The 20,238-nt window shown below is 41.4% G+C and carries 15 protein-coding genes; 7 read left to right on the top strand and 8 right to left on the bottom strand.

Going from position 1 to position 20,238, the window contains the following annotated elements; all coding sequences use genetic code 11:
* The first annotated feature begins 273 nt into the window (after positions 1-273).
* Both prlC and rsmJ read left to right on the top strand, forming a co-directional pair.
* On the top strand, positions 274-2,316 hold the full coding sequence (prlC, locus tag P3L40_RS00565; protein ID WP_196724700.1) for an oligopeptidase A: 2,043 nt from the start codon (positions 274-276) through the stop codon (positions 2,314-2,316).
* On the top strand, positions 2,309-3,079 hold the full coding sequence (gene rsmJ / locus P3L40_RS00560) for a 16S rRNA (guanine(1516)-N(2))-methyltransferase RsmJ (protein WP_136135270.1): 771 nt from the start codon (positions 2,309-2,311) through the stop codon (positions 3,077-3,079). Before prlC ends, rsmJ begins: the two co-directional genes overlap by 8 nt.
* A gap of 83 nt (positions 3,080-3,162) precedes the next feature.
* Here the strand turns inward: rsmJ and gdhA are convergent, their stop codons facing one another.
* Both gdhA and uspA read right to left on the bottom strand, forming a co-directional pair.
* Complete coding sequence (gdhA, locus tag P3L40_RS00555; RefSeq protein ID WP_004263145.1) at positions 3,163-4,497, bottom strand: NADP-specific glutamate dehydrogenase; 1,335 nt, start codon at positions 4,495-4,497, stop codon at positions 3,163-3,165.
* A gap of 266 nt (positions 4,498-4,763) precedes the next feature.
* Complete coding sequence (gene uspA, locus P3L40_RS00550) at positions 4,764-5,198, bottom strand: universal stress protein UspA (protein WP_004263149.1); 435 nt, start codon at positions 5,196-5,198, stop codon at positions 4,764-4,766.
* A gap of 450 nt (positions 5,199-5,648) precedes the next feature.
* Between uspA and uspB the strand changes: the two genes are divergently transcribed.
* Positions 5,649-5,984, top strand: a complete 336-nt coding sequence (uspB, locus tag P3L40_RS00545; RefSeq protein ID WP_004263154.1) for a universal stress protein UspB — start codon at positions 5,649-5,651, stop codon at positions 5,982-5,984.
* Positions 5,985-6,116: 132 nt separating this feature from the next.
* On the opposite strand, the gene pitA is transcribed toward uspB, so the two are convergent.
* Positions 6,117-7,607 carry an inorganic phosphate transporter PitA gene (gene pitA, locus P3L40_RS00540; protein WP_196732200.1) on the bottom strand — a complete coding sequence of 497 codons (1,491 nt, stop codon included), beginning with the start codon at positions 7,605-7,607 and terminating at the stop codon, positions 6,117-6,119.
* Positions 7,608-7,982: 375 nt separating this feature from the next.
* Between pitA and P3L40_RS00535 the strand changes: the two genes are divergently transcribed.
* Together P3L40_RS00535 and P3L40_RS00530 are read left to right on the top strand one after the other, a co-directional pair.
* A complete protein-coding gene (locus P3L40_RS00535) occupies positions 7,983-9,191 on the top strand; it encodes an NAD(P)/FAD-dependent oxidoreductase (RefSeq protein ID WP_196732202.1) in 1,209 nt (402 codons plus the stop codon).
* Between the two features lie 478 nt (positions 9,192-9,669).
* On the top strand, positions 9,670-10,368 hold the full coding sequence (locus P3L40_RS00530) for a pirin family protein (RefSeq protein ID WP_136135272.1): 699 nt from the start codon (positions 9,670-9,672) through the stop codon (positions 10,366-10,368).
* A gap of 67 nt (positions 10,369-10,435) precedes the next feature.
* On the opposite strand, the gene pckA is transcribed toward P3L40_RS00530, so the two are convergent.
* The 4 genes from pckA to P3L40_RS00510 form a co-directional block, all read right to left on the bottom strand.
* Entirely contained in the window at positions 10,436-12,055 is a 1,620-nt protein-coding gene (gene pckA, locus P3L40_RS00525; protein WP_004263163.1) for a phosphoenolpyruvate carboxykinase (ATP), read from the bottom strand.
* Positions 12,056-12,258: 203 nt separating this feature from the next.
* Complete coding sequence (gene hslO / locus P3L40_RS00520; protein WP_004263166.1) at positions 12,259-13,131, bottom strand: Hsp33 family molecular chaperone HslO; 873 nt, start codon at positions 13,129-13,131, stop codon at positions 12,259-12,261.
* 39 nt (positions 13,132-13,170) lie between these two features.
* The gene (gene hslR / locus P3L40_RS00515) at positions 13,171-13,581 is read right to left on the bottom strand and encodes a ribosome-associated heat shock protein Hsp15 (protein ID WP_004263168.1); all 411 of its coding nucleotides are present in this window, start codon (positions 13,579-13,581) and stop codon (positions 13,171-13,173) included.
* 64 nt (positions 13,582-13,645) lie between these two features.
* Positions 13,646-15,739, bottom strand: a complete 2,094-nt coding sequence (locus tag P3L40_RS00510; RefSeq protein ID WP_004263171.1) for an IgaA/UmoB family intracellular growth attenuator — start codon at positions 15,737-15,739, stop codon at positions 13,646-13,648.
* Positions 15,740-16,064: 325 nt separating this feature from the next.
* On the opposite strand from P3L40_RS00510, the gene nudE reads away from it, so the two are divergent.
* Positions 16,065-16,616 carry an ADP compounds hydrolase NudE gene (gene nudE, locus P3L40_RS00505; protein WP_004263174.1) on the top strand — a complete coding sequence of 184 codons (552 nt, stop codon included), beginning with the start codon at positions 16,065-16,067 and terminating at the stop codon, positions 16,614-16,616.
* A 156-nt stretch (positions 16,617-16,772) separates the two neighbouring features.
* On the opposite strand, the gene mrcA is transcribed toward nudE, so the two are convergent.
* Positions 16,773-19,289: a peptidoglycan glycosyltransferase/peptidoglycan DD-transpeptidase MrcA gene (gene mrcA, locus P3L40_RS00500; protein ID WP_036958619.1), complete on the bottom strand. Its 2,517-nt coding sequence runs from the start codon at positions 19,287-19,289 to the stop codon at positions 16,773-16,775.
* 116 nt (positions 19,290-19,405) lie between these two features.
* Between mrcA and P3L40_RS00495 the strand changes: the two genes are divergently transcribed.
* Positions 19,406-20,236, top strand: coding sequence for a hypothetical protein (locus P3L40_RS00495; protein WP_036958620.1), 831 nt, complete (start codon positions 19,406-19,408; stop codon positions 20,234-20,236).
* The last annotated feature ends 2 nt before the right edge of the window (positions 20,237-20,238 follow it).

Genomic DNA, 20,238 nt, shown 5'->3' with positions numbered 1-20,238 from the left:
TATTTTCCAAAGCATTGAAACTACAACTATTGCCTTTATTGATAAAAACCAACAAAAACCCCATTTATTGATAAGCGTTAATAAGAAAAAACGTTAGATTGATATTGAGGTTTGTACATCTGCCCCCATATACTTTCTTATATTCGCAATGGCGTGCTGGTTCTATCACCCATAACATTTATCCTATTTGGGTATAAGTTCGCCATTTAACTTTTATTGTCAACACAGTAAGCCTTGGCCTACGAGCACAAGCCTGCAATCACAGGATGTTTTATGACAAATTCATTATTAGCCGATTCCGCACTACCCCGTTTTTCTACTATAGAGCCTGCGGATATTTTTCCCGCGGTCCAACACGTACTCAATGAATATCGCCAAACAGTAGAAAACCTGTTGAGTGCAACAGAGCAATACACTTGGGGCAACCTGTGCCAACCTTTAGAAGAAGCCAGTGATAAGCTGTCTCGTGTTTGGTCGCCAGTGAGTCATTTACACTCCGTGAAAAACAGCCCAGAACTGCGCGAAGAGTATGAAAAATGTTTACCATTACTGTCTGAATTCAGTACCTGGATGGGGCAGCATGAGCCTTTATATCAAGCATATAAATCATTAAAAGAAGGGGCTGAATTTAATTCCCTTAGCCAAGCTCAACGTAAGTCTATCGAAAATACCTTACGCGATTTTGAGTTATCCGGTATTGGCTTACCTGCTGAAAAACAGCAACGTTATGGTGAAATTGTGGCACGTTTGTCGGAGATAGCGTCTAAGTTTAGCAATAACGTCCTTGATGCGACCATGGGGTGGAGTAAGCTCATTAAAGACGAAAAAGAATTAGCGGGTATGCCAGAAAGCGCTATTGCTGCAGCAAAAGCCATGGCTGAATCAAAAGGTGAAGAAGGCTACTTACTCACTCTCGATATGCCAAGCTATTTACCTGTTATGACCTATGCTGATAACGCAGAATTACGTCGTGAAATGAGCCATGCATATAGCACCCGTGCGTCTGACCAAGGCCCAAATGCGGGTAAATGGGATAACAGCGAATTAATCGATGAACTGATGGCTTTACGCCACGAGCTAGCGCAATTATTAGGTTTTAAAAACTACGCAGAAAAATCCCTAGCGACCAAAATGGCCGAATCGCCAGAGCAAGTGCTGAATTTCCTCAATGATTTAGCTGACCGTGCTCATCAGCAAGGGGAAAATGAACTGGCTGAACTGACGGCTTTTGCTAAAGAACATTATGGTGTCGATACGCTTGAATCTTGGGATTTAGCCTATTACAGCGAAAAACAAAAACAGCATAAATTCTCATTAAATGATGAACAATTGCGCCCATATTTCCCTGAACAACGCGTCCTGAATGGCTTGTTCGAAGTTGTTCATCGCATTTATGGTTTAACTGCCAAAGAACGCAATGATGTAGAAACATGGCATAAAGATGTGCGTTTCTTTGAACTCTATGATGAAACCAATACCTTACGCGGCAGCTTCTACCTAGACCTCTATGCTCGCGAACATAAACGCGGTGGAGCTTGGATGGACGATTGTGTTGGCCGTATGGTGCATAAAGACGGCTCATTACAAAATCCTGTAGCCTATTTAACCTGTAACTTCAATAAACCACTTGGCGATAAACCCGCACTGTTTACTCATAATGAAGTCACTACCTTATTCCACGAATTTGGTCACGGCTTACATCATATGTTAACGCAAATTGATGTTGCAGATGTCGCAGGGATTAACGGTGTACCATGGGATGCTGTCGAGTTACCAAGTCAGTTTATGGAAAACTGGTGCTGGGAGCCTGAAGCCCTCGAATTTATTTCCGGCCATTATGAGACAGGCGAACCATTACCAACAGAAATGCTTAATAGCATGTTAGCAGCAAAGAACTACCAATCAGCCATGTTTGTTCTGCGCCAGTTAGAGTTTGGCCTGTTTGATTTCACCTTACATGCTGAGTATGACCCAGCCAAAGGTGCGCAAGTCATGCCAACGCTATATGCGATTAAAGATAAAGTCGCTGTGGTTCCTTCACCAAAATGGTCGCGCTTTCCACATGCTTTTAGCCATATTTTCGCAGGTGGCTATGCAGCTGGCTATTACAGCTACTTATGGGCAGATGTGCTTGCGGCAGATGCATACTCACGTTTCAGTGAAGAAGGCATCTTTAACCGTCAAACAGGTCAGTCTTTCCTCGACAATATCTTAAGTCGTGGTGGCTCAGAAGAGCCAATGGCGCTGTTTGAACGCTTCCGTGGTCGCAAACCAGAATTAGATGCCATGTTGAAGAGCTATGGTATTCATGGCTAATCGTATTGAGATCCAATTGATCTGCGAAGAGGGTGCCGATCCCGGCACTCTTTCTCAACTTTCTGAAAAATGGCAACTTTCTCATACCCCTGATGCCATTATGGCGGTTGTACTTACGCCTGAAAACTTACAACTGCGCAAACTAGATGAACCTAAGTTAGGGGGAATTTTTGTTGATTTCGTCTCTGGGGCGATGGCCCATCGTCGCAAATTTGGTGGAGGTCGCGGTGAAGCTGTTGCCAAAGCCGTCGGGATCAAAAAAGATTATCTTCCCGATATCATTGATGCCACTGCTGGCCTAGGACGTGATGCCTTTGTTCTAGCCGCTCTCGGTTGCCATGTCCGTATGTTGGAGCGCCACCCTGTGGTTGCAGCTCTATTGGATGATGGTTTACAACGAGGCTACCAAGATGCAGAAATTGGCCCATGGTTACAAGAGCGAATGTCATTGATTCATGCATCCAGTATTACAGCACTGAGTGAGATACCCCATGCCCCTGATGTTATCTATCTTGATCCGATGTACCCTCATCGGCAAAAAAGTGCTTTAGTGAAGAAAGAAATGCGAGTATTTCAGTCATTAGTGGGAGCAGATGATGATGCAGATTCATTATTAGCCCCTGCGATTGCTTTGGCTAAACGTAGAGTGGTTGTTAAGCGCCCTGACTACGCGGAGCCCCTTGCGGGACAAAAAGCGCCATCAGCAGTTACCACTAAAAACCATCGGTTTGATATCTATCCATGCATTAAAAATAGCGAATAAACGTAACGGCGAAGGGCGTATGTACAGGTGAATTTATCAGTATGATACAGCCGCCCTTTCGCGTACGTTTTGAGGTCAGAAGATTACAACACACCCTGCCCAAGCATTGCATCTGCGACTTTTACGAAGCCCGCGATGTTAGCGCCTTGAACATAGTTAGTTTGTTTCTCTTCACCACCGAACTCCACACAGTGCTGGTGAATATCCAACATGATGTGATGCAGACGGGCGTCAACTTTCTCTGCTTTCCAACCTAGACGAGCCGCATTTTGAGCCATCTCAAGACCTGAGGTTGCCACACCACCTGCGTTAGCCGCTTTACCTGGCGCAAACAGCACTCCTGCTTCAAGGAACAGCTCAGTTGCAGGAATAGTCGTTGGCATATTAGCCCCTTCAGCGACCGCTTTAACGCCATTTTTGATTAACACTTTTGCTGCATCAACATCCAGCTCATTTTGTGTTGCACATGGCAGAGCGATATCGACAGGAACATTCCATGGTTGCTGACCCGCTAAGTAAGTTAAGCCAAACTCTTTTGCATATTCTTCAATACGACCATAGTTGTTTTTGATTTCTTCCAAACGTGCGAGTTTTTCTGTTGTAAAGCCGTCTTCATCAACTACAGTACCGCTTGAATCGGAAGCTGTAACCACTTTGGCACCTAGCTCCATGCATTTTTCAATGGTGTACTGCGCAACGTTACCAGAACCAGAAACCGCGACACGCATCCCTTCAAAGCCTAGGCCATGACGTTTTAGCATCGCATTTGTGAAGTAAACCAAACCGTAACCAGTTGCTTCAGGGCGAATTAAACTACCACCAAAAGACAATCCTTTACCGGTAAATACACAAGAAGTGTCATTAGACAGCTTTTTCATCATACCTGTCATAAAGCCCACTTCACGGCCACCAACACCAATATCCCCTGCTGGGACGTCAGTATTTGAACCAATATGGCGATAGAGTTCTGTCATCAATGCTTGGCAGAAACGCATCACTTCACCATGACTTTTACCTTTAGGATCAAAGTCAGAGCCACCTTTACCACCACCCATAGGCAATGTGGTCAAAGCATTTTTCAGTGTTTGTTCGAAGCCTAAGAATTTCAGGATAGATAAATTCACAGATGGGTGAAAACGCATACCACCTTTGAATGGGCCGATTGCAGAGCTAAATTGCACACGCCATGCACGGTTAACTTGAACTTTACCTTGGTCGTCTACCCAACATACTCGAAATTGAATTACACGCTCAGGTTCAACAAAACGTTCAAGTAATGCTTGGTCACGATACTTAGCATTTTGCTCTAAGAACGGCCAAAGGGAAGTGAATACTTCACGCACGGCTTGTAGAAATTCAGGTTGAGAAGGGTCTCTTTTTTGGACAGACTCCAAGAACGAAGATAGTGATTGTGTCATCTATGTCTTCCTTTTTAACATGTAGTTGTTGTGATGTGCCTCACTCTTTCTTATCATTATTTTTAGGAAATGTGAGGTTGATTTGTGTTTGCCTATTGAATATATCATTAGTTTGTATTCTAAATTCAAGGTTTTTTTTCACTCTATAGCAAAATAAATTGCTTGACCTGCCAATAACTCCCTCAAAATACATATTTTGAAACAAAAAAAACGCCTGCATAAGCAAGCGTCTTCAGTGAATAATATTTCAAATTGAGTGATATGGATTATTCTTCATCATCATTTAGTGGCACAATCAACATATCCACATGAACAGTATTGATTAACTGGCGAGCAGATGACATCAGCTTGCTCCAGAAATCTTGGTGATGCCCACAGACTACTAAATCCATATTGTATTTCTTAATCGCGTCCACAAGTACTTGGCCTAGGTCGCCACTACCACTGAGTGTTTCTTGGATTTCATAACCTGCGCCCGCAGACAAATCCTTCAGAGCATTACGTGTTTCATCAGTAATACGTTGCTGCATGTCACCAAGATTGACATCAATAAGACCGGTATAGAGGTCTGAATAGTTAACATCAACATGGATCATAGATACTTTGGCCCCGTAAGGTTTTGCCATAGAGACAGCCTTATCCAGTAATACTTTACTTTCAGGTGATAAATCTACCGCAACGAGAATATGTTTGTAAGCCATAAGTAAACTCCTTCCGAATGCTGATTATCTGGTGGTTATGCCTTCACCACATCTTTATGAATACTATACCTGCTAATTGTGATTATTAAGTGTTGCTTTGATCACATCTAAGCAGATTAACCTTAAAATCATCACTTCATATAACATTTTATAAAACAATAACATCATTCATTCAATATTAATATATTGCCCTAAAAAATTCGAGTTATGGCGACTCTTTAGTTTAGAAATGCAACAAAGTTGCACAGCAAACTGTGATAATAAAGTTCAGTAACTCAGATTTATTTTCTTCAATAGAAACAAGAGGTCATCACAAATTTGCGCTAACTGCACTTTTTTTAAACAGTAATTTATCCTACAATAAAATAACTGAGTATAAGTACAATTTTTCTGCTGTATTTCCTTTGCGACAATTGCTGTGAGCTTGAGCTAGGTTCTAAGGAGAGGATTATGTTCAGTATGATTGCATTGTTTTGGGCATTATGCATTTTGTGCATCTTAAATATGATGCGGTACTTTTCTTCCGTTCGTGTTTTATTGTCTATTCTAAGGGATTCAGATCCCCTGCTTTATCAATCCGTTGATGGTAATGGTTTTTTTACTACACACGGCCAACTGAACAAACAACTGCGGTTAGTTCGATACATAAATAATAAACAATATCTGGAACATTACGACCCAGAAGTTATTTTGCGTTGTGAGCGGATCCGTAAGCAATTCATGATGATAAGCAGACTCAGTATTCTTGTTGTCGTGAGCTTAGCCTATTTATTGATAACAGGTTAATTGTGATTAGTAACTTGCTAGCGAGAAAATAGTGATGACCTTCCGATCATCACTATTTTATATATGTAGATTACTGTGTTCATGTAACTGTTAAAGGCTCCATACTCATGTATGAAGCCAAAATTAGTGCGACTAGATAAACAACAGCGATAGCCAGTACAAACCGCCCGATAACACAATGGACACCGGTAAAGTTAATAACCATGCTAATGCAATGCTTTTAATGGTTTTTGTTTGTACACCACCACCATCGACAACCATCGTCCCCGCAACCGCAGAAGATAAAACCTGCGTTGTTGAAACTGGCATACCAGTATAACTTGCCACGCCGATAGAAACTGCTGCAGTCACCTGGGCAGATACACCTTGCGCATAAGTCATGCCTTTCTTACCAATTTTCTCACCAATGGTCACAGCAACACGCTGCCAACCAAACATGGTGCCTAATGATAATGCTAAAGCAACCGCAATAATGATCCACAGTGGCGCATATTCAACGGTATACAGTAAATCATTACTGAGTTTTTTCAGTAAGCTGGCATCTTTCGAACTGGTTTCTGGCAATTTCGCAACCGCATTCGCAGTATCAGAGATACACATCAGCAAACGGCGTGCGTGGTTACGTTGGTCTGGCGTCAGCTCTTCATAGCTTTGAATGCCATCAAGCATCTTTTGCGCTTGATTTAAAATAGCGCTAGTACGCGTGCTATCACAATGGAATTCGCCGCCTGGTTCATCACTACTTTCTGCAACGACCGGGGCATTTTCTATTGCATGGTTTAACGCTGGTTTATGTGTTTCATAGTATTGTTGCAGGTGGACAACCGCATCATGTGTTTTTGCGATGTCATAACCGTTAGAATTCATATTCATAACGAAACCTGCTGGAGCAACACCAATTAACACCAGCATGATAAGACCGATGCCTTTCTGACCATCGTTCGCACCATGGGAGAAACTCACCCCAACTGCTGACAAAATCAATGCAGTACGGGTCCAGAATGGTGGCTTACGCTTACCATCTTTTTTCTCACGTTCCGCTGGTGTTAAGTGAATACGACGACGTTTCTTTGTGCCACTCCAATAACGGCGCAAAAAGAAAATCATCAAACCGGCAATCACGAAACCGATAGCGGGAGACAAAATTAATGACATGAAAATACTGATCATTTTCGGTATATTCAAGGCATCAACAACAGACGAATCAGTCACAATCGCGTTGGTTAAACCCACCCCGATTATTGCCCCGATCAGTGTGTGTGAACTGGAAGCTGGGATACCGAAGTACCAAGTTCCAAGGTTCCAAATAATTGCAGCCAAGAGCAATGAAAAAACCATTGCAAGGCCGTGAGCTGAGCTCACATTAAGCAAGAGGTCTGTTGGTAAGAGATGGACAATGGCATATGCAACGCTCAACCCTCCCAGCAAGACACCAAAAAAGTTAAAAACCCCTGCCATGACAACTGCGAACTGAGCCCGCATTGCTCTGGTATAAATAACCGTTGCTACCGCGTTAGCGGTGTCATGGAAGCCATTTATAGCCTCATAGATCAGCACAAATAACAGTGCCAGAACTAATAATAGACCTGTATGAAATTCTAAACCTGTAAAAAGATGTAGCATAGACGTTAAGCCATTATATGTTGGACATGAACGCGGCGCATTATCAGTGACAAACGCTGGCGGTGGAAGCAAAATCTAACCTTTTTTTGATTTAACTACCCATCAAAAAAGCACCTCATAGCAATTACCCCATATTTTTCAATACATTAAAGCAATCAAACTTATTCTGAATTTTTGAAACTTTTTAACGATATTTCCAGAAAATAATCGTTGTTTGCTTTTTTTAGACGAATTTTTCTAATTATAATACGTCCTGTATAGTTTTCATCAGTTCTTCCTCAAAGCTTTACATTACAATCCCGGTGAGATGACGTAAAATATCCCGGTTATCAATGTAATTACGCTTAAAATCAAACATATATAGAGACACTTATTGTGAAAAATTTCGACGTTATTATTTTAGGTGCTGGTGCAGCGGGTTTATTCTGTGCCTCACACTCTGGCAAACGCGGTTTGAGGACGCTAGTGGTTGATAACGGGAAAAAATTAGGCAGAAAAATATTGATGTCCGGTGGCGGGCGCTGCAATTTCACTAATATGTATGCAGAACACAGCAATTACATTTCAACAAACCCACACTTTTGTAAGTCAGCACTTGCTCGCTATACACAGTGGGATTTTATTGCCTTAGTGGCCAAATATAATATTCCCTATCATGAAAAAACCTTAGGGCAGCTTTTTTGTGATAATAGTGCACAAGATATCGTCGATATGCTGCAAAGTGAGTGTAATCTACCCAATATCACTATCAAGTTACGCAGTGAGGTGACTGCCGTTGACAAAGCAGATGATGGTTTTTTAGTCACGATCAACGGCTCTCAAGTAAGCACCCACTCACTTGTCATTGCAACAGGCGGCCTATCTATGCCAGGTTTAGGTGCGACCCCTTTTGGCTATCGTCTTGCGGAACAGTTTGGGCATACTATTATTCCAACACGAGCAGCACTGGTGCCATTCACCTTACATAAACCCCTTTTAGAAACCTTACAGGTACTTTCAGGTATTTCTGTCCCTGCAACGGTAACAGCGGCAAGCGGCACCGTATTTAAAGAAAATATTTTATTCACCCATCGGGGACTTTCTGGTCCAGCTATTTTGCAGATATCCAGCTACTGGAACCCTGGCGAGTACGTGAGTATTAACTTACTTCCAGATATCTCCATCAATGATTTTATCGTTTCAGAGAGACAACAGCACCCAAATCAATCATTGAAAAATACCTTAGCTAAATTATTACCAAAACGGCTAATTGAGGTATTACAAGCCCAAGGACAAATCCCTGAGTGTGCTCTAAAACAGCTTAATCATCCTCAAATTGAAGCGTTACACACCACCTTACACCAATGGCGGGTGCAACCTAATGGAACGGAAGGTTACCGTACCGCCGAAGTGACATTGGGTGGCGTTGATACTCACGAAATATCATCTAAAACCATGCAATCACTTAAAGTACCAGACCTGTATTTTATTGGTGAAGTGATGGATGTGACCGGCTGGCTAGGAGGTTACAATTTCCAATGGGCATGGAGCTCCGCAGCTGCATGCGCAGAAAGCTTACCTCTCCCTTTTGCAAAAAACGACTAAAAAACACTCGGCCTTAACCAGACTCTTAACAGGATTGCTCTGTTAAAGTTATCGGCCTTTATTTATGGCCAAATAATCTTAATCCATTGAAAAATAATGGTTAATATTTAATTTCATATAAATCATATAATTGCAGTTTTAATTATAAGATATATTATTTTGGTTAAAAATAATGCTTTACAAACGATAGTGATAACTATTATCATTATCATCACTTCCTCAACAGGGTTACTTAGTCACCCTTTGCAGGGAGTACGACATTGCTCACATTGCTTCCAGTGTTTACTTTAGCCAGCCTTGCGCTGGCTATTTTTTTATTCACACCACATTCTCTGCAATCACCGTGTATCTTATTCAAATTTTTTGGATCCTATGGTTAATGGGAGCTACTTTTCTCTGTGTATAAATTGGTTAAACTGTCATCAATACATTTAGAGCGAGTTCAACCAAGGTTGAAATCCGTACAGGAGAGAACACGATGATCTATTTACGCAAAGCGAACGAACGTGGTCATGCAAATCATGGGTGGCTCGACAGTTGGCATACTTTTTCATTCTCTAGCTACTATGATGAGCAATTTATGGGCTTTTCTGCGCTGAGAGTGATTAACGAAGACTTTATTGCTGCTGGCCAAGGGTTTGGAACACATCCCCATAAAGATATGGAAATATTAACCTACGTGCTCAATGGTACTGTGGAACATAAAGACAGCATGGGCAATATGGAGCAAATCCCTGCGGGTGAATTTCAAATAATGAGTGCGGGTACGGGTATTCGTCACTCTGAGTACAACCCAAGCAATGAAGAAGAGCTACATCTGTACCAAATTTGGATCATTCCTGAAAGAACAGGCATTGAGCCACGTTATGAGCAAAAACGGTTCGACTCCAAAGACGGCAAGCAATTGGTGCTATCACCGGATGCACGTGATGGCTCATTAAAAATTTATCAAAATATGGAACTGTGGCGCTGGGCATTACCTGCTAATGAAACACACACCCATGCTATCGCTGATAAACGTGTCGTGTGGATCCAGATCGTTAAAGGGAATGTTGAAGTGAATGGCCAAAAAGCAACCACCAGCGATGGTTTAGCCATTTGGCAAGAAACAGCGCTCACCATCAAAGCAAGTGAAGATAGTGAAATCCTGTTGTTTGACTTACCATCAGCAGAATAATCATTTTCACAACAAAAAAGGCTCTACTTTGGTAGAGCCTTTATTATTTATTGATTCACAAAACCAATTACAGTTTTGGCCCTGCTTTCACCAGTGCAGCGCCTGCTGGGGTGTCCGTGTACTTATCAAAGTTGTTCACGAAACGTTCCGCTAAGTCTTGCGCTTTTTCATCCCACTGTGCTTTGTCTGCATAAGTATTACGTGGGTCAAGGATATTGGTATCCACACCCGGTAATGCTGTTGGGATTTCTAAATCGAACACTGGCAGTTTAATCATGTCTGCTTTTTCGATGTCACCACTTAAAATAGCGTCAATGATGGCACGTGTATCTTTGATGGAAATACGTTTACCTGTACCGTTCCAGCCTGTATTCACTAAGTAAGCTTTAGCGCCCGCTGCTTCCATACGTTTAACTAATACTTCAGCGTATTGTGTTGGGTGCAGTGATAAGAATGCCGCACCAAAGCAAGCGGAGAAGGTTGGAGTTGGTTCCGTGACACCACGCTCTGTACCTGCTAATTTCGCGGTAAAACCTGATAGGAAGTGGTACTGCGTTTGCTCAGGCGTTAAACGAGAAACAGGAGGTAACACACCAAATGCATCTGCGGTTAAGAAGATAACTTTTGTTGCATGGCCCGCTTTAGAAACAGGTTTTACAATATTTTCAATGTGGTAGATTGGGTAAGAAACACGGGTGTTTTCTGTTTTTGAACCATCATTGAAATCAACTGAACCATCTGCCAACACCATCACGTTTTCCAATAACGCATCACGTTTGATTGCGCCATAGATGTCTGGCTCAGCTTCTTTAGATAAGTTGATAGTTTTTGCGTAGCAACCACCTTCAAAGTTGAATACGCCGTCATCATCCCAACCGTGTTCATCGTCACCAATTAACTTACGTTTTGGATCGGTAGAGAGTGTGGTTTTACCTGTTCCAGATAAACCAAAGAAAATGGCTACATCACCTTTTTCGCCGACGTTAGCAGAACAGTGCATAGATGCAATGCCTTTTAATGGCAGCAGGTAGTTCATCATAGAGAACATACCTTTCTTCATTTCGCCGCCATACCAAGAGCCGCCGATCAGTTGCATGCGTTCGGTTAAGTTGAACGCAACAAAGTTTTCTGAATTCAAACCTTGTGCTTTCCAATTCGGGTTAGTACATTTTGCGCCATTCATGACGATAAAATCAGGTTCGAAACCTACTAATTCTTCATCAGATGGGCGAATGAACATGTTTTTAACGAAATGCGCCTGCCATGCAACTTCGGTGATAAAACGTACTTTTAGACGAGTGTCAGCGTTCGCACCACAGAATGCATCAATGATAAACAAACGTTTACCTGACAGTTGTTCAGTCACTAAATGTTTGAGATCCGCCCAAACTTCTTGTGACATAGGTTTGTTGTCATTTTTACCTTTACCTTGGTCTGCCCACCAAACTGTATCGCGAGTCACGTCATCACGTACAATATATTTATCTTTTGGTGAACGACCAGTAAAGATACCTGTATCAACCGCAACAGCTCCTAAAGTGGTTACTGTTCCACGCTCATAACCTTCAAGTCCAGGCTTAGTTTCTTCCGTGAATAATAGCTCGTAACTTGGGTTATAAACCACTTCAGTTACATCATGAATACCGTACTTTTCAAGTTCCTTCAGGGTAATGCTTTTAGCGCTCATTATATTGCTCCTGGTAAACATAACTAATCTGCGGATGATCATAATTCTTTACGACTAATTAACAGCGATTGCTATCAAAGAATTGAAAATGTATGATTTTTTTTAATTCATAATGAGACTTAGAGCACGTAATAATGCTTTAAAATTATAAGAAAAAGGTGCAGAATTGCACCCTTGTCACATAATTAGGTTGCTAAATCGTATCAGTGAAGTTGCTGATTTAGCTCATTATTTAACCCCTGAAGATCGGATTCAATAAATACATAATGTGAGCCACAAAATTCACATTCCATATCAATTTTCCCATCTTTGTGCAAAATATCGATAACATCTTCCTTAGGTAAGGTGGCTAACGTACTTTCGCAACGCTCCCTTGAACAAGTACAACGAAACTCGACAGATTGAGGGTCATATAAAGTGACATCTTCTTCATGATAAAGACGATGTAAAACCTCTTTCACATCCAATGTGCTCAGCTCTTGGCCTTTAATCGTGGCAGTCAGCTGCACTAAGTGGTCAAAAAAGTCATGGCTTGTTTCATTTGCTGCTGGCAAAACTTGCAATAACATACCACCTGCACTTGGTTTCCCATCTACTTCACCCACACGGATAAATAAACGGGTTGGTAATTGCTCTGATTGGCGGAAATAGGCATCAATGCTTTCTTCGATAGAATCCCCTTCAATAGCCACAATCCCTTGATAACGTTCACCTTGGTTCGGTGTGATGGTAATAACCATAAAACCGTTACCAATCATTTGCTTGAGAGTGCTACCCGCCACAACTGGGCCATCTACACGTGCAACACCACGCATCTGTTGTAAATTATTACCGTTGATAACCGCCAAATTAACAGGCCCATCACCTTGAATTTGCACAGTAATATCACCATCGAACTTCAACGTTGCCGTCAATAAACTGGTAGCAACAAGTAACTCACCCAACAACCCTTTTACCGCTGTTGGGTAGTCATGGTTTTCTAAAATATGTTCAAAGGTTTCATCAACACTGATCATTTCTCCACGAACGGAATGTTGTTCAAATAAAAAACGGTGGAGTAAGTCTTGGTTTGCCATAATATCTCTCTATTGCTCGGGCTGTTGCTCAGGCCGTCATTAAGACGACTCATGAGAATTTGTTTGTTTAAACTTTAACAGGGTACGCCGTTCTTTCTTATCCGGGCGTCGCTCTGGGTGTGGCATCGTCAGTGCATTCATCTTACGCGCTTGTGCCATTTTCTCGCGTTGATTAATACTTTCTATCGTTTCACAGTACAGCAACTGAGCTTCCGGTGCACCTTTGCGCTGGCTACTGATTTGCATGATTTCAACCGTTCGTTCATCATTACCTTGCCGAAGCTTAACGATTCCATGCAGTTCAACAATTTTCCCTGGCTTAGTTCTTTGCCCATTGTAATGGACTTTACCGCCTTCAATCATTTCACGGGCGACCGCACGCGTTTTATAAAATCGCGCAGCCCACAGCCACTTATCAAGGCGAACAGGTTCTATAATGGATTGATTCATGGGGCCTCCTCAACATAAGTCTGAATCAAACTAAGAAGAGGCTCCCTTTACTTCCGGGATGATGCTATCGACGATAGGAAGGGGGATTAGCCTCAAAGCATTTATCATAATATTCTGTGATATTACGCAAACGCTTCTTATTATTCAAAACACGTAGCACAATCAACGAACCATTTAACAACGCACACACCAACAAAAATAGGATAAAAAGCGCACTACATATATACTGAGATACCACTTTTTCATTGGGTTCTTCATGCAACACAATTTGCAATGTCCCATTGGCATCTACTGATAAATCCGTAATGACACCTTCAATATTGAACGGTGTATTGATCAGAAGATTTGATAACCTTTGCAACTCTTGCCAACGCTGTAATGGCGATAGCTCATTAAAAGAAGCTCCCTGTATCGAATCAACTAAAGGCTTGTTTTCATCACTAATTAATAAAACACCACCAGGAGGCGGACTATTAATTTTGCGCACTTCTCTATCTATTTCTGTCCTGATAAAATCATATATGGTGTCTTCCACGATGTTTTCCAAGGCCTCAGCGCTACCAGCACGCAATAAAACATGAGCCCCTTTTAGTTTTCCCGTAGACGCTTTCTTTACTAAAGAAGGCCAATCATCTGTACTCCCTAGGTTAGTCAGTGCATTTTTTAATTTTAGGCAGTTATCAGAATTATGGCACAGTTGTTCTGTCCCCATGATGATAGCCGAAAAATCAAAGATAATATTCATCCCTGATTTCATAATATCCCGCTGTAATCTTGGGTTAACTCCTGTCGAGTTTTTATCTGGATGCAATTGGCTTTTGACGGTATCAAGCAATGATATTGAGTGTTCAACAACCTCTGATTGAGGTTCAGTCTGTAAACTAACATCATTCCAATAAATACCAGAGCAATCAAACGGCACAAATTGAGCTTGGTTTTCTTTATTCAAATTCGGTGAGCGGTAACACATCCCTTTTCCTTGGGCAACTAATGTATCCCCAACTTTGAGCTGACGGGAAGCGAGCTCATTAGGACTCTCAGCCTTGATTTTCTCTGTGCCACCTAGCCACGCAAAACCCAGTTTTATTGGCAAATCTATCGGTTGATATGCAAATATCAGGGCCATCGTTAATAAAGCCCCAACTAACATCAATACATTCTTTTTGAACCGTTTGTACGGGTAATAGCGCTCTTCTTCATGCAAAGAAAGATACTTACCGTGCCTGACCACCTCACCCGTCGTATAAAAATCAATATTAACAGCTTGGTTTTCTTCGTATTTTAAATAATTCGTCCAATGATTAGGGTAGTGCAAGTCAATACCAGCAATAGACGTATTGGTGGAATATTTTTTATCCAGTTCGCCATAGAGTTCCCAGCGCTTTGGTTGGCCATGAATACATTGAATATCTTGATATTGTCGGGGGAACATCCTAGAGCGAAAGAGAATAAGTAACCCAATAATAAACGTAATCGTTGTGATCACTAATCCCGATTCCTGTAATAAAGGAATCGAAACAAGGGTTAAATAACCAAATAAAAAACTCAGGCAGATAATCGCAGCACCAAGCCAACCTGTAGAATGGTGTAACCGATGTTCTTCATTCGTCTCTTTACGAACTTTCAATCGCTCAATACTATGCTGGCCACGTTCTTGAATTGCCGCATCAGGCCATGTTGAATCGATAGGCATACCCGTTTGCCATTCACTACTGAAATCTTTCAGAGAATGGCTATTCATTGAAATAATTAACGGCAAGTGGTCTGTTTCCACTATTTCCATAACATTTTGGCGTTGCAAAAAAGGCTCAAGCTGTGAAGGGAGCTGAACCTCAATTGTATCAATAAAATAGCGCCAACTATTTCCTTGCTCTTGGCGTAAGTTAAAACGTGTCAATGAATGGCAAACTGTCGCTATGATTGAGTTTTTTTTGATTTGCCATGGATGCTGAGATGTATTTGTTGATATAGCAGCGCAATAATTTAAATACTGGGAGATGGTTTGGTAATCTGAATCAATCATTTTCCTAAATGATGGTGATGCTACAGAAGGTATTTGATAGACGCCAGAATGCCGCCCCCGCCTAAAATATAGGAAGGAAGCCATTATAGTCAGGCTAATAACAATTATAGCCGTTATAATGACATGGTTCAGCATTGTTTCCCCAATGAAAAATGAATAAGAAAAGCATATCAGCCCTCACACTTCCTAAAAATAAGCCGATTCCTATTCTATTTGTAGTTTTTATTTTAAATTACAACACCTTGTAAAAAATGTTTTATTTGTTTACCCGTATTATTTGTTTGAGTCAATTATACTAACAGCATTTTATCTACTCGATAATATCTATCATTTTATTTTGATATAGGTCATAGTTGTATGATGATTTCAAAATACGGGCAGTGCTAGGTAAAACGCGTCTCGTAAATCAATGAAATATGCTTTTAGCAATAGATTTCACTCATCCTGTTCGGAAATCGTTATGACAGAGTTAAAAAAACCTAAAATCTTGAATATTCAAGATGTTGCTCAATCAAAATTATTCAGCATTCAATCAGTTGACCTCGAATTTAGTAATGGTGAAAAACGAGTCTATGAAAGAATGCGGCCCGCAAAACGCGAAGCGGTTCTTATTGTTCCTATCATGGGTGATAACCTCATCCTCATTCGCGAATACGCTGTCGGGATTGAAAGCTATGAATTAGGCTTTCCCAAAGGTGCTATCGACCCCGGTGAAATTGCCATTGAAGCAGCCCAGCGTGAACTCAAAGAAGAAATTGGTTATGGCGCTAATCACATGGTTCAGCTCGCCAAACTGACGATGTCGCCATCATACTTTTCAAGTAAAATGAATATTCTTATCGCTCAAGACCTATACAGGGAAAAACTCAAAGGAGATGAGCCTGAACCCCTACAACAAGAGCTATGGCCAATATCTCGAATGATGGAATTACTGGAACACCCTGATTTCAACGAAGCTCGGAATATTAGCGCACTTTTCTATCTAGAACGTTACCTAAAAAGTGTTAAGTAATAACACTTAACATTACATCTGCTGTATGTTATTTCCATAACTAATCATTAATATAGGTATATAACCTACTGATATATTAAACGTCTCTATAGAAAACACCCCATGTTTTAAACCAACAATGGGGTGCTAATTATAGGTATTTAACCAACAATAATTTTAAAATAGCTCTTGGCTGGCTCCGCCTTCCGTAGAAATTGTCGTACCTACCTCTTGTACCGCATGTTCTTTCGGTTCAGTTCCTTCAATAAAATACTCACGACGGGAGGAACCTAATTTACCTGTTCTGCTATCAATGGAGACCGAAATAACACCTTTAGGCGGTTTCATTGTTTTCACTGGTACCCCTGCCAAAATAGACTTCATAAAGTCGTTCCACATGGGTTGTGCACTTTTGGCCCCTGCTTCACCACGACCTAATGTTCGCCTATTATCATCGAAACCAATCCATGCAGAAGCAACAACATCTGGGCCATAGCCAGAGAACCAAGCATCCTTAGAGCTGTTAGTTGTCCCTGTTTTCCCACCAATATCACGGCGACCACCTAAGTCTCTCGCTGCACGCCAACCTGTACCTGACCAACCAGGCTCGCCATAAATATTGGTCATCATCGCATCCCTAATTAAGAATGCAAGTGGGGTATTAATTACATGAGGTGCATATTGGTCACCAGAGTTCCCGTCTAAGTTAGCTGCCGTCGTTAATTCCATTGTTGGCTCTTTTATGACGGTATTATCGCCTGATTGTGTCACTTCTTCGGTAGACTCATCATCAATACCTTTGCTCACAATAGTGCGTTCCGTATCACCATAAATTACCGGAATATTCGTGCAATCAGGGCATGCTATTTTAGGGTTGGCTTCGAAAATAACCTCATCATTATGATTTTCGATCTTCGAAATGTAGTATGGGTCAATCAAATACCCACCATTGGACATGACTGCATATCCACGAACCATTTGCATTGGTGTAAATGATGGAGCACCTAACGCTAATGCTTCAGTACGGTTAATATTTTCCGCTGGAAAACCAAAGCGAGTCAGATAATCAGCCGCATAATCCACCCCCATGGCTCTCATCGCACGAACCATCACAACGTTTTTTGATTGGCCTAAACCTTGACGTAAACGAATAGGCCCATCATAGCGAGGAGGTGAATTCTTAGGACGCCAATCAGAACCTGCACCTGCATCCCAACGGCTAATTGGTACATCATTAAGTAATGATGATAATGTTAGGCCTTTATCCATTGCCGCTGTATATAGGAAAGGTTTAATATTCGAACCAACTTGGCGTAATGATTGGGTGACTCGGTTAAACTCACTCATATTGAAGTCAAACCCACCAACTAGCGCAATAATCGCCCCATCATTTGGATTTAAAGCAACAAATGCCGCATTCGCATCAGGTACTTGCCCTAACCACCAGTTATCTTTAACTTTTCGAACCCAAATTTGCTCACCCACTTGCATGACTGCATTTACAGCTCTTGGCGCGGCACCTTGTTGAGTATCTGAAATAAATTTACGCGCCCAACGCACACCGGTCATTGTAATAGGAATTTGCGAACCATCAGCTAACATCACTTGCGCTTCTGAAGCTGTTGCAGATGTCACAACTGCAGGCATTAAAGGCCCATAAACCGGCATTTTTTTCAATTTTTCGACTATCTGCTCTGCTGTCCAAGCCGTTTCATTCTGTTTCCATAAAACCTCGGCAGGACCGCGATAACCGTGGCGAGTATCGTAGTCGATCAAATTATTACGGACTGCGGTTGTTGCAGCTTCCTGATCTTTACGGATCACCGTAGTGTAGACTTTATACCCATCGGTATACGCATCTTCACCATATTTATCAAACAAGGTTTGACGCGCCATTTCGGCTAAATACGGCGCAGAAAAATCAATTTTCGGCGCATGATACGAAGCCACGATTTTTTCATTTTTTGCTTGTTCATACTGGTCTTGAGTAATGTATTTCTCCTCAAACATGCGAGAAAGAACCACATTACGACGACTTACCGCACGGTCATAAGAGTACAGAGGGTTAAATGTAGAAGGTGCTTTTGGTAAACCTGCAATCATCGCAATTTCACTAAGCGTCAACTCATCCACTGTCTTACCAAAATAAACGTACGCAGCTGCTCCGACGCCATAAGCACGGTTACCTAAATAAATTTTATTCAGGTACAACTCCATAATTTCATCTTTAGTAAAAAGCTGCTCAATGCGAATAGCCAAAAATGCCTCTTTAGCTTTACGCATGAGGGTTTTTTCAGGGCTTAAATAAAAATTTCTCGCGAGCTGCTGAGTGATTGTACTGGCCCCTTGAGATGCATGGCCAGAAGACGCCATTACGGTAACCGCACGGAAAATACCAATAGGGTCAATCCCATGGTGCTCATAAAAACGGCTATCTTCAGTGGCGATAAACGCTTTGATCATTAAAGGAGGAATTTCTGCCAGAGGTAAAGGAATACGACGCTTTTCCCCATATTGGGCAATCAATTCGTTATCCGCACTGTATACCTGCATTGGAATTTGCAGACGAATGTCTTTCATTGTTGCTACATCAGGTAACTCACCTTCCACATATTTATACATGCCATAAATCGAGGCGGTTCCCAAAAAAATGCAACAGAAAACAAGAATAAAAAAATATTTTACGAACTTCACCGGAAAATTCCCATGCTCGGCTAACAAGAGGGTTTAGATATCACTAACACACAGTATAAAGCTTATACAGCACAATAGAAATCGTAATTTATTTGTTAATGATAAGGAAATTAACTATGTATACATCAAAATGGAACATTGGGATCGACCTCTATCGAGATAGAATACAGCTAGTCGCTGCAAAGCGGCGCAGACAATACTGGCATTTATGTGAATGTTGGCAACAACAATTACCATTCGAGCTAACTGATAATTCTAGCCATGAACAATATCAAATTTTACTGAATATTTTATTACAATGGCGTCAGAAATTACCTAAAAAGTGTTCCGTATCCTTCGCATTACCCGCTGTCCGTACAATAAAACAACAAATTTCATTACCCAGTGAAATCAAATTGCCACAACCAGAATTAGGGTGGTATTTACAATCTCAAGCTGAAAAACGTTTTTCTATGCACGCCCAAGAGCTGGTTATCGACTATCGCGTCATCAAACAACAGGTTTATTTTAATGGGGCCCGCCAGTCAGATATTACTTTTTGGCAAAATCTATTTACAGAAAGCGGGTTCAATCTGCTTGCTATTGATGTCGCCCCCATAGCTTTACGTTATGTGGCAAGAAACGCGGGTTTACCCGATGAATGCTGGGTTATTCATTATCGACAAGGTGAATGGCTTTGGTCAGGGCCAATTAGCCAACCAGCTAATTATAACCATTTACAAGATACCGATATACCGACACTTTCCCACTTGCTGCCCTTTATTGATCAAGAAAAAGCCTCACCTATTTACCTCATTACAGATCATGAACAGATTTCTCGTACTGATGAGGTAGCTCACCACTGGGAATTACGCCAAGCTTTTCAACAGCATAATATTAAATTACCACAGTTACTGGGGGATTTTGTGATTGCTGCCGGTCTTGCTTTACGTCATGGAGATATTTAATT

Origin of the sequence: Providencia sp. PROV040 (assembly GCF_032706145.1) — a bacterium.
Lineage (GTDB): Bacteria > Pseudomonadota > Gammaproteobacteria > Enterobacterales > Enterobacteriaceae > Providencia > Providencia hangzhouensis.
The sequence above is the reverse complement of the archived record's forward strand: the minus strand, read 5'-3'. Positions and strand labels throughout refer to the sequence as shown.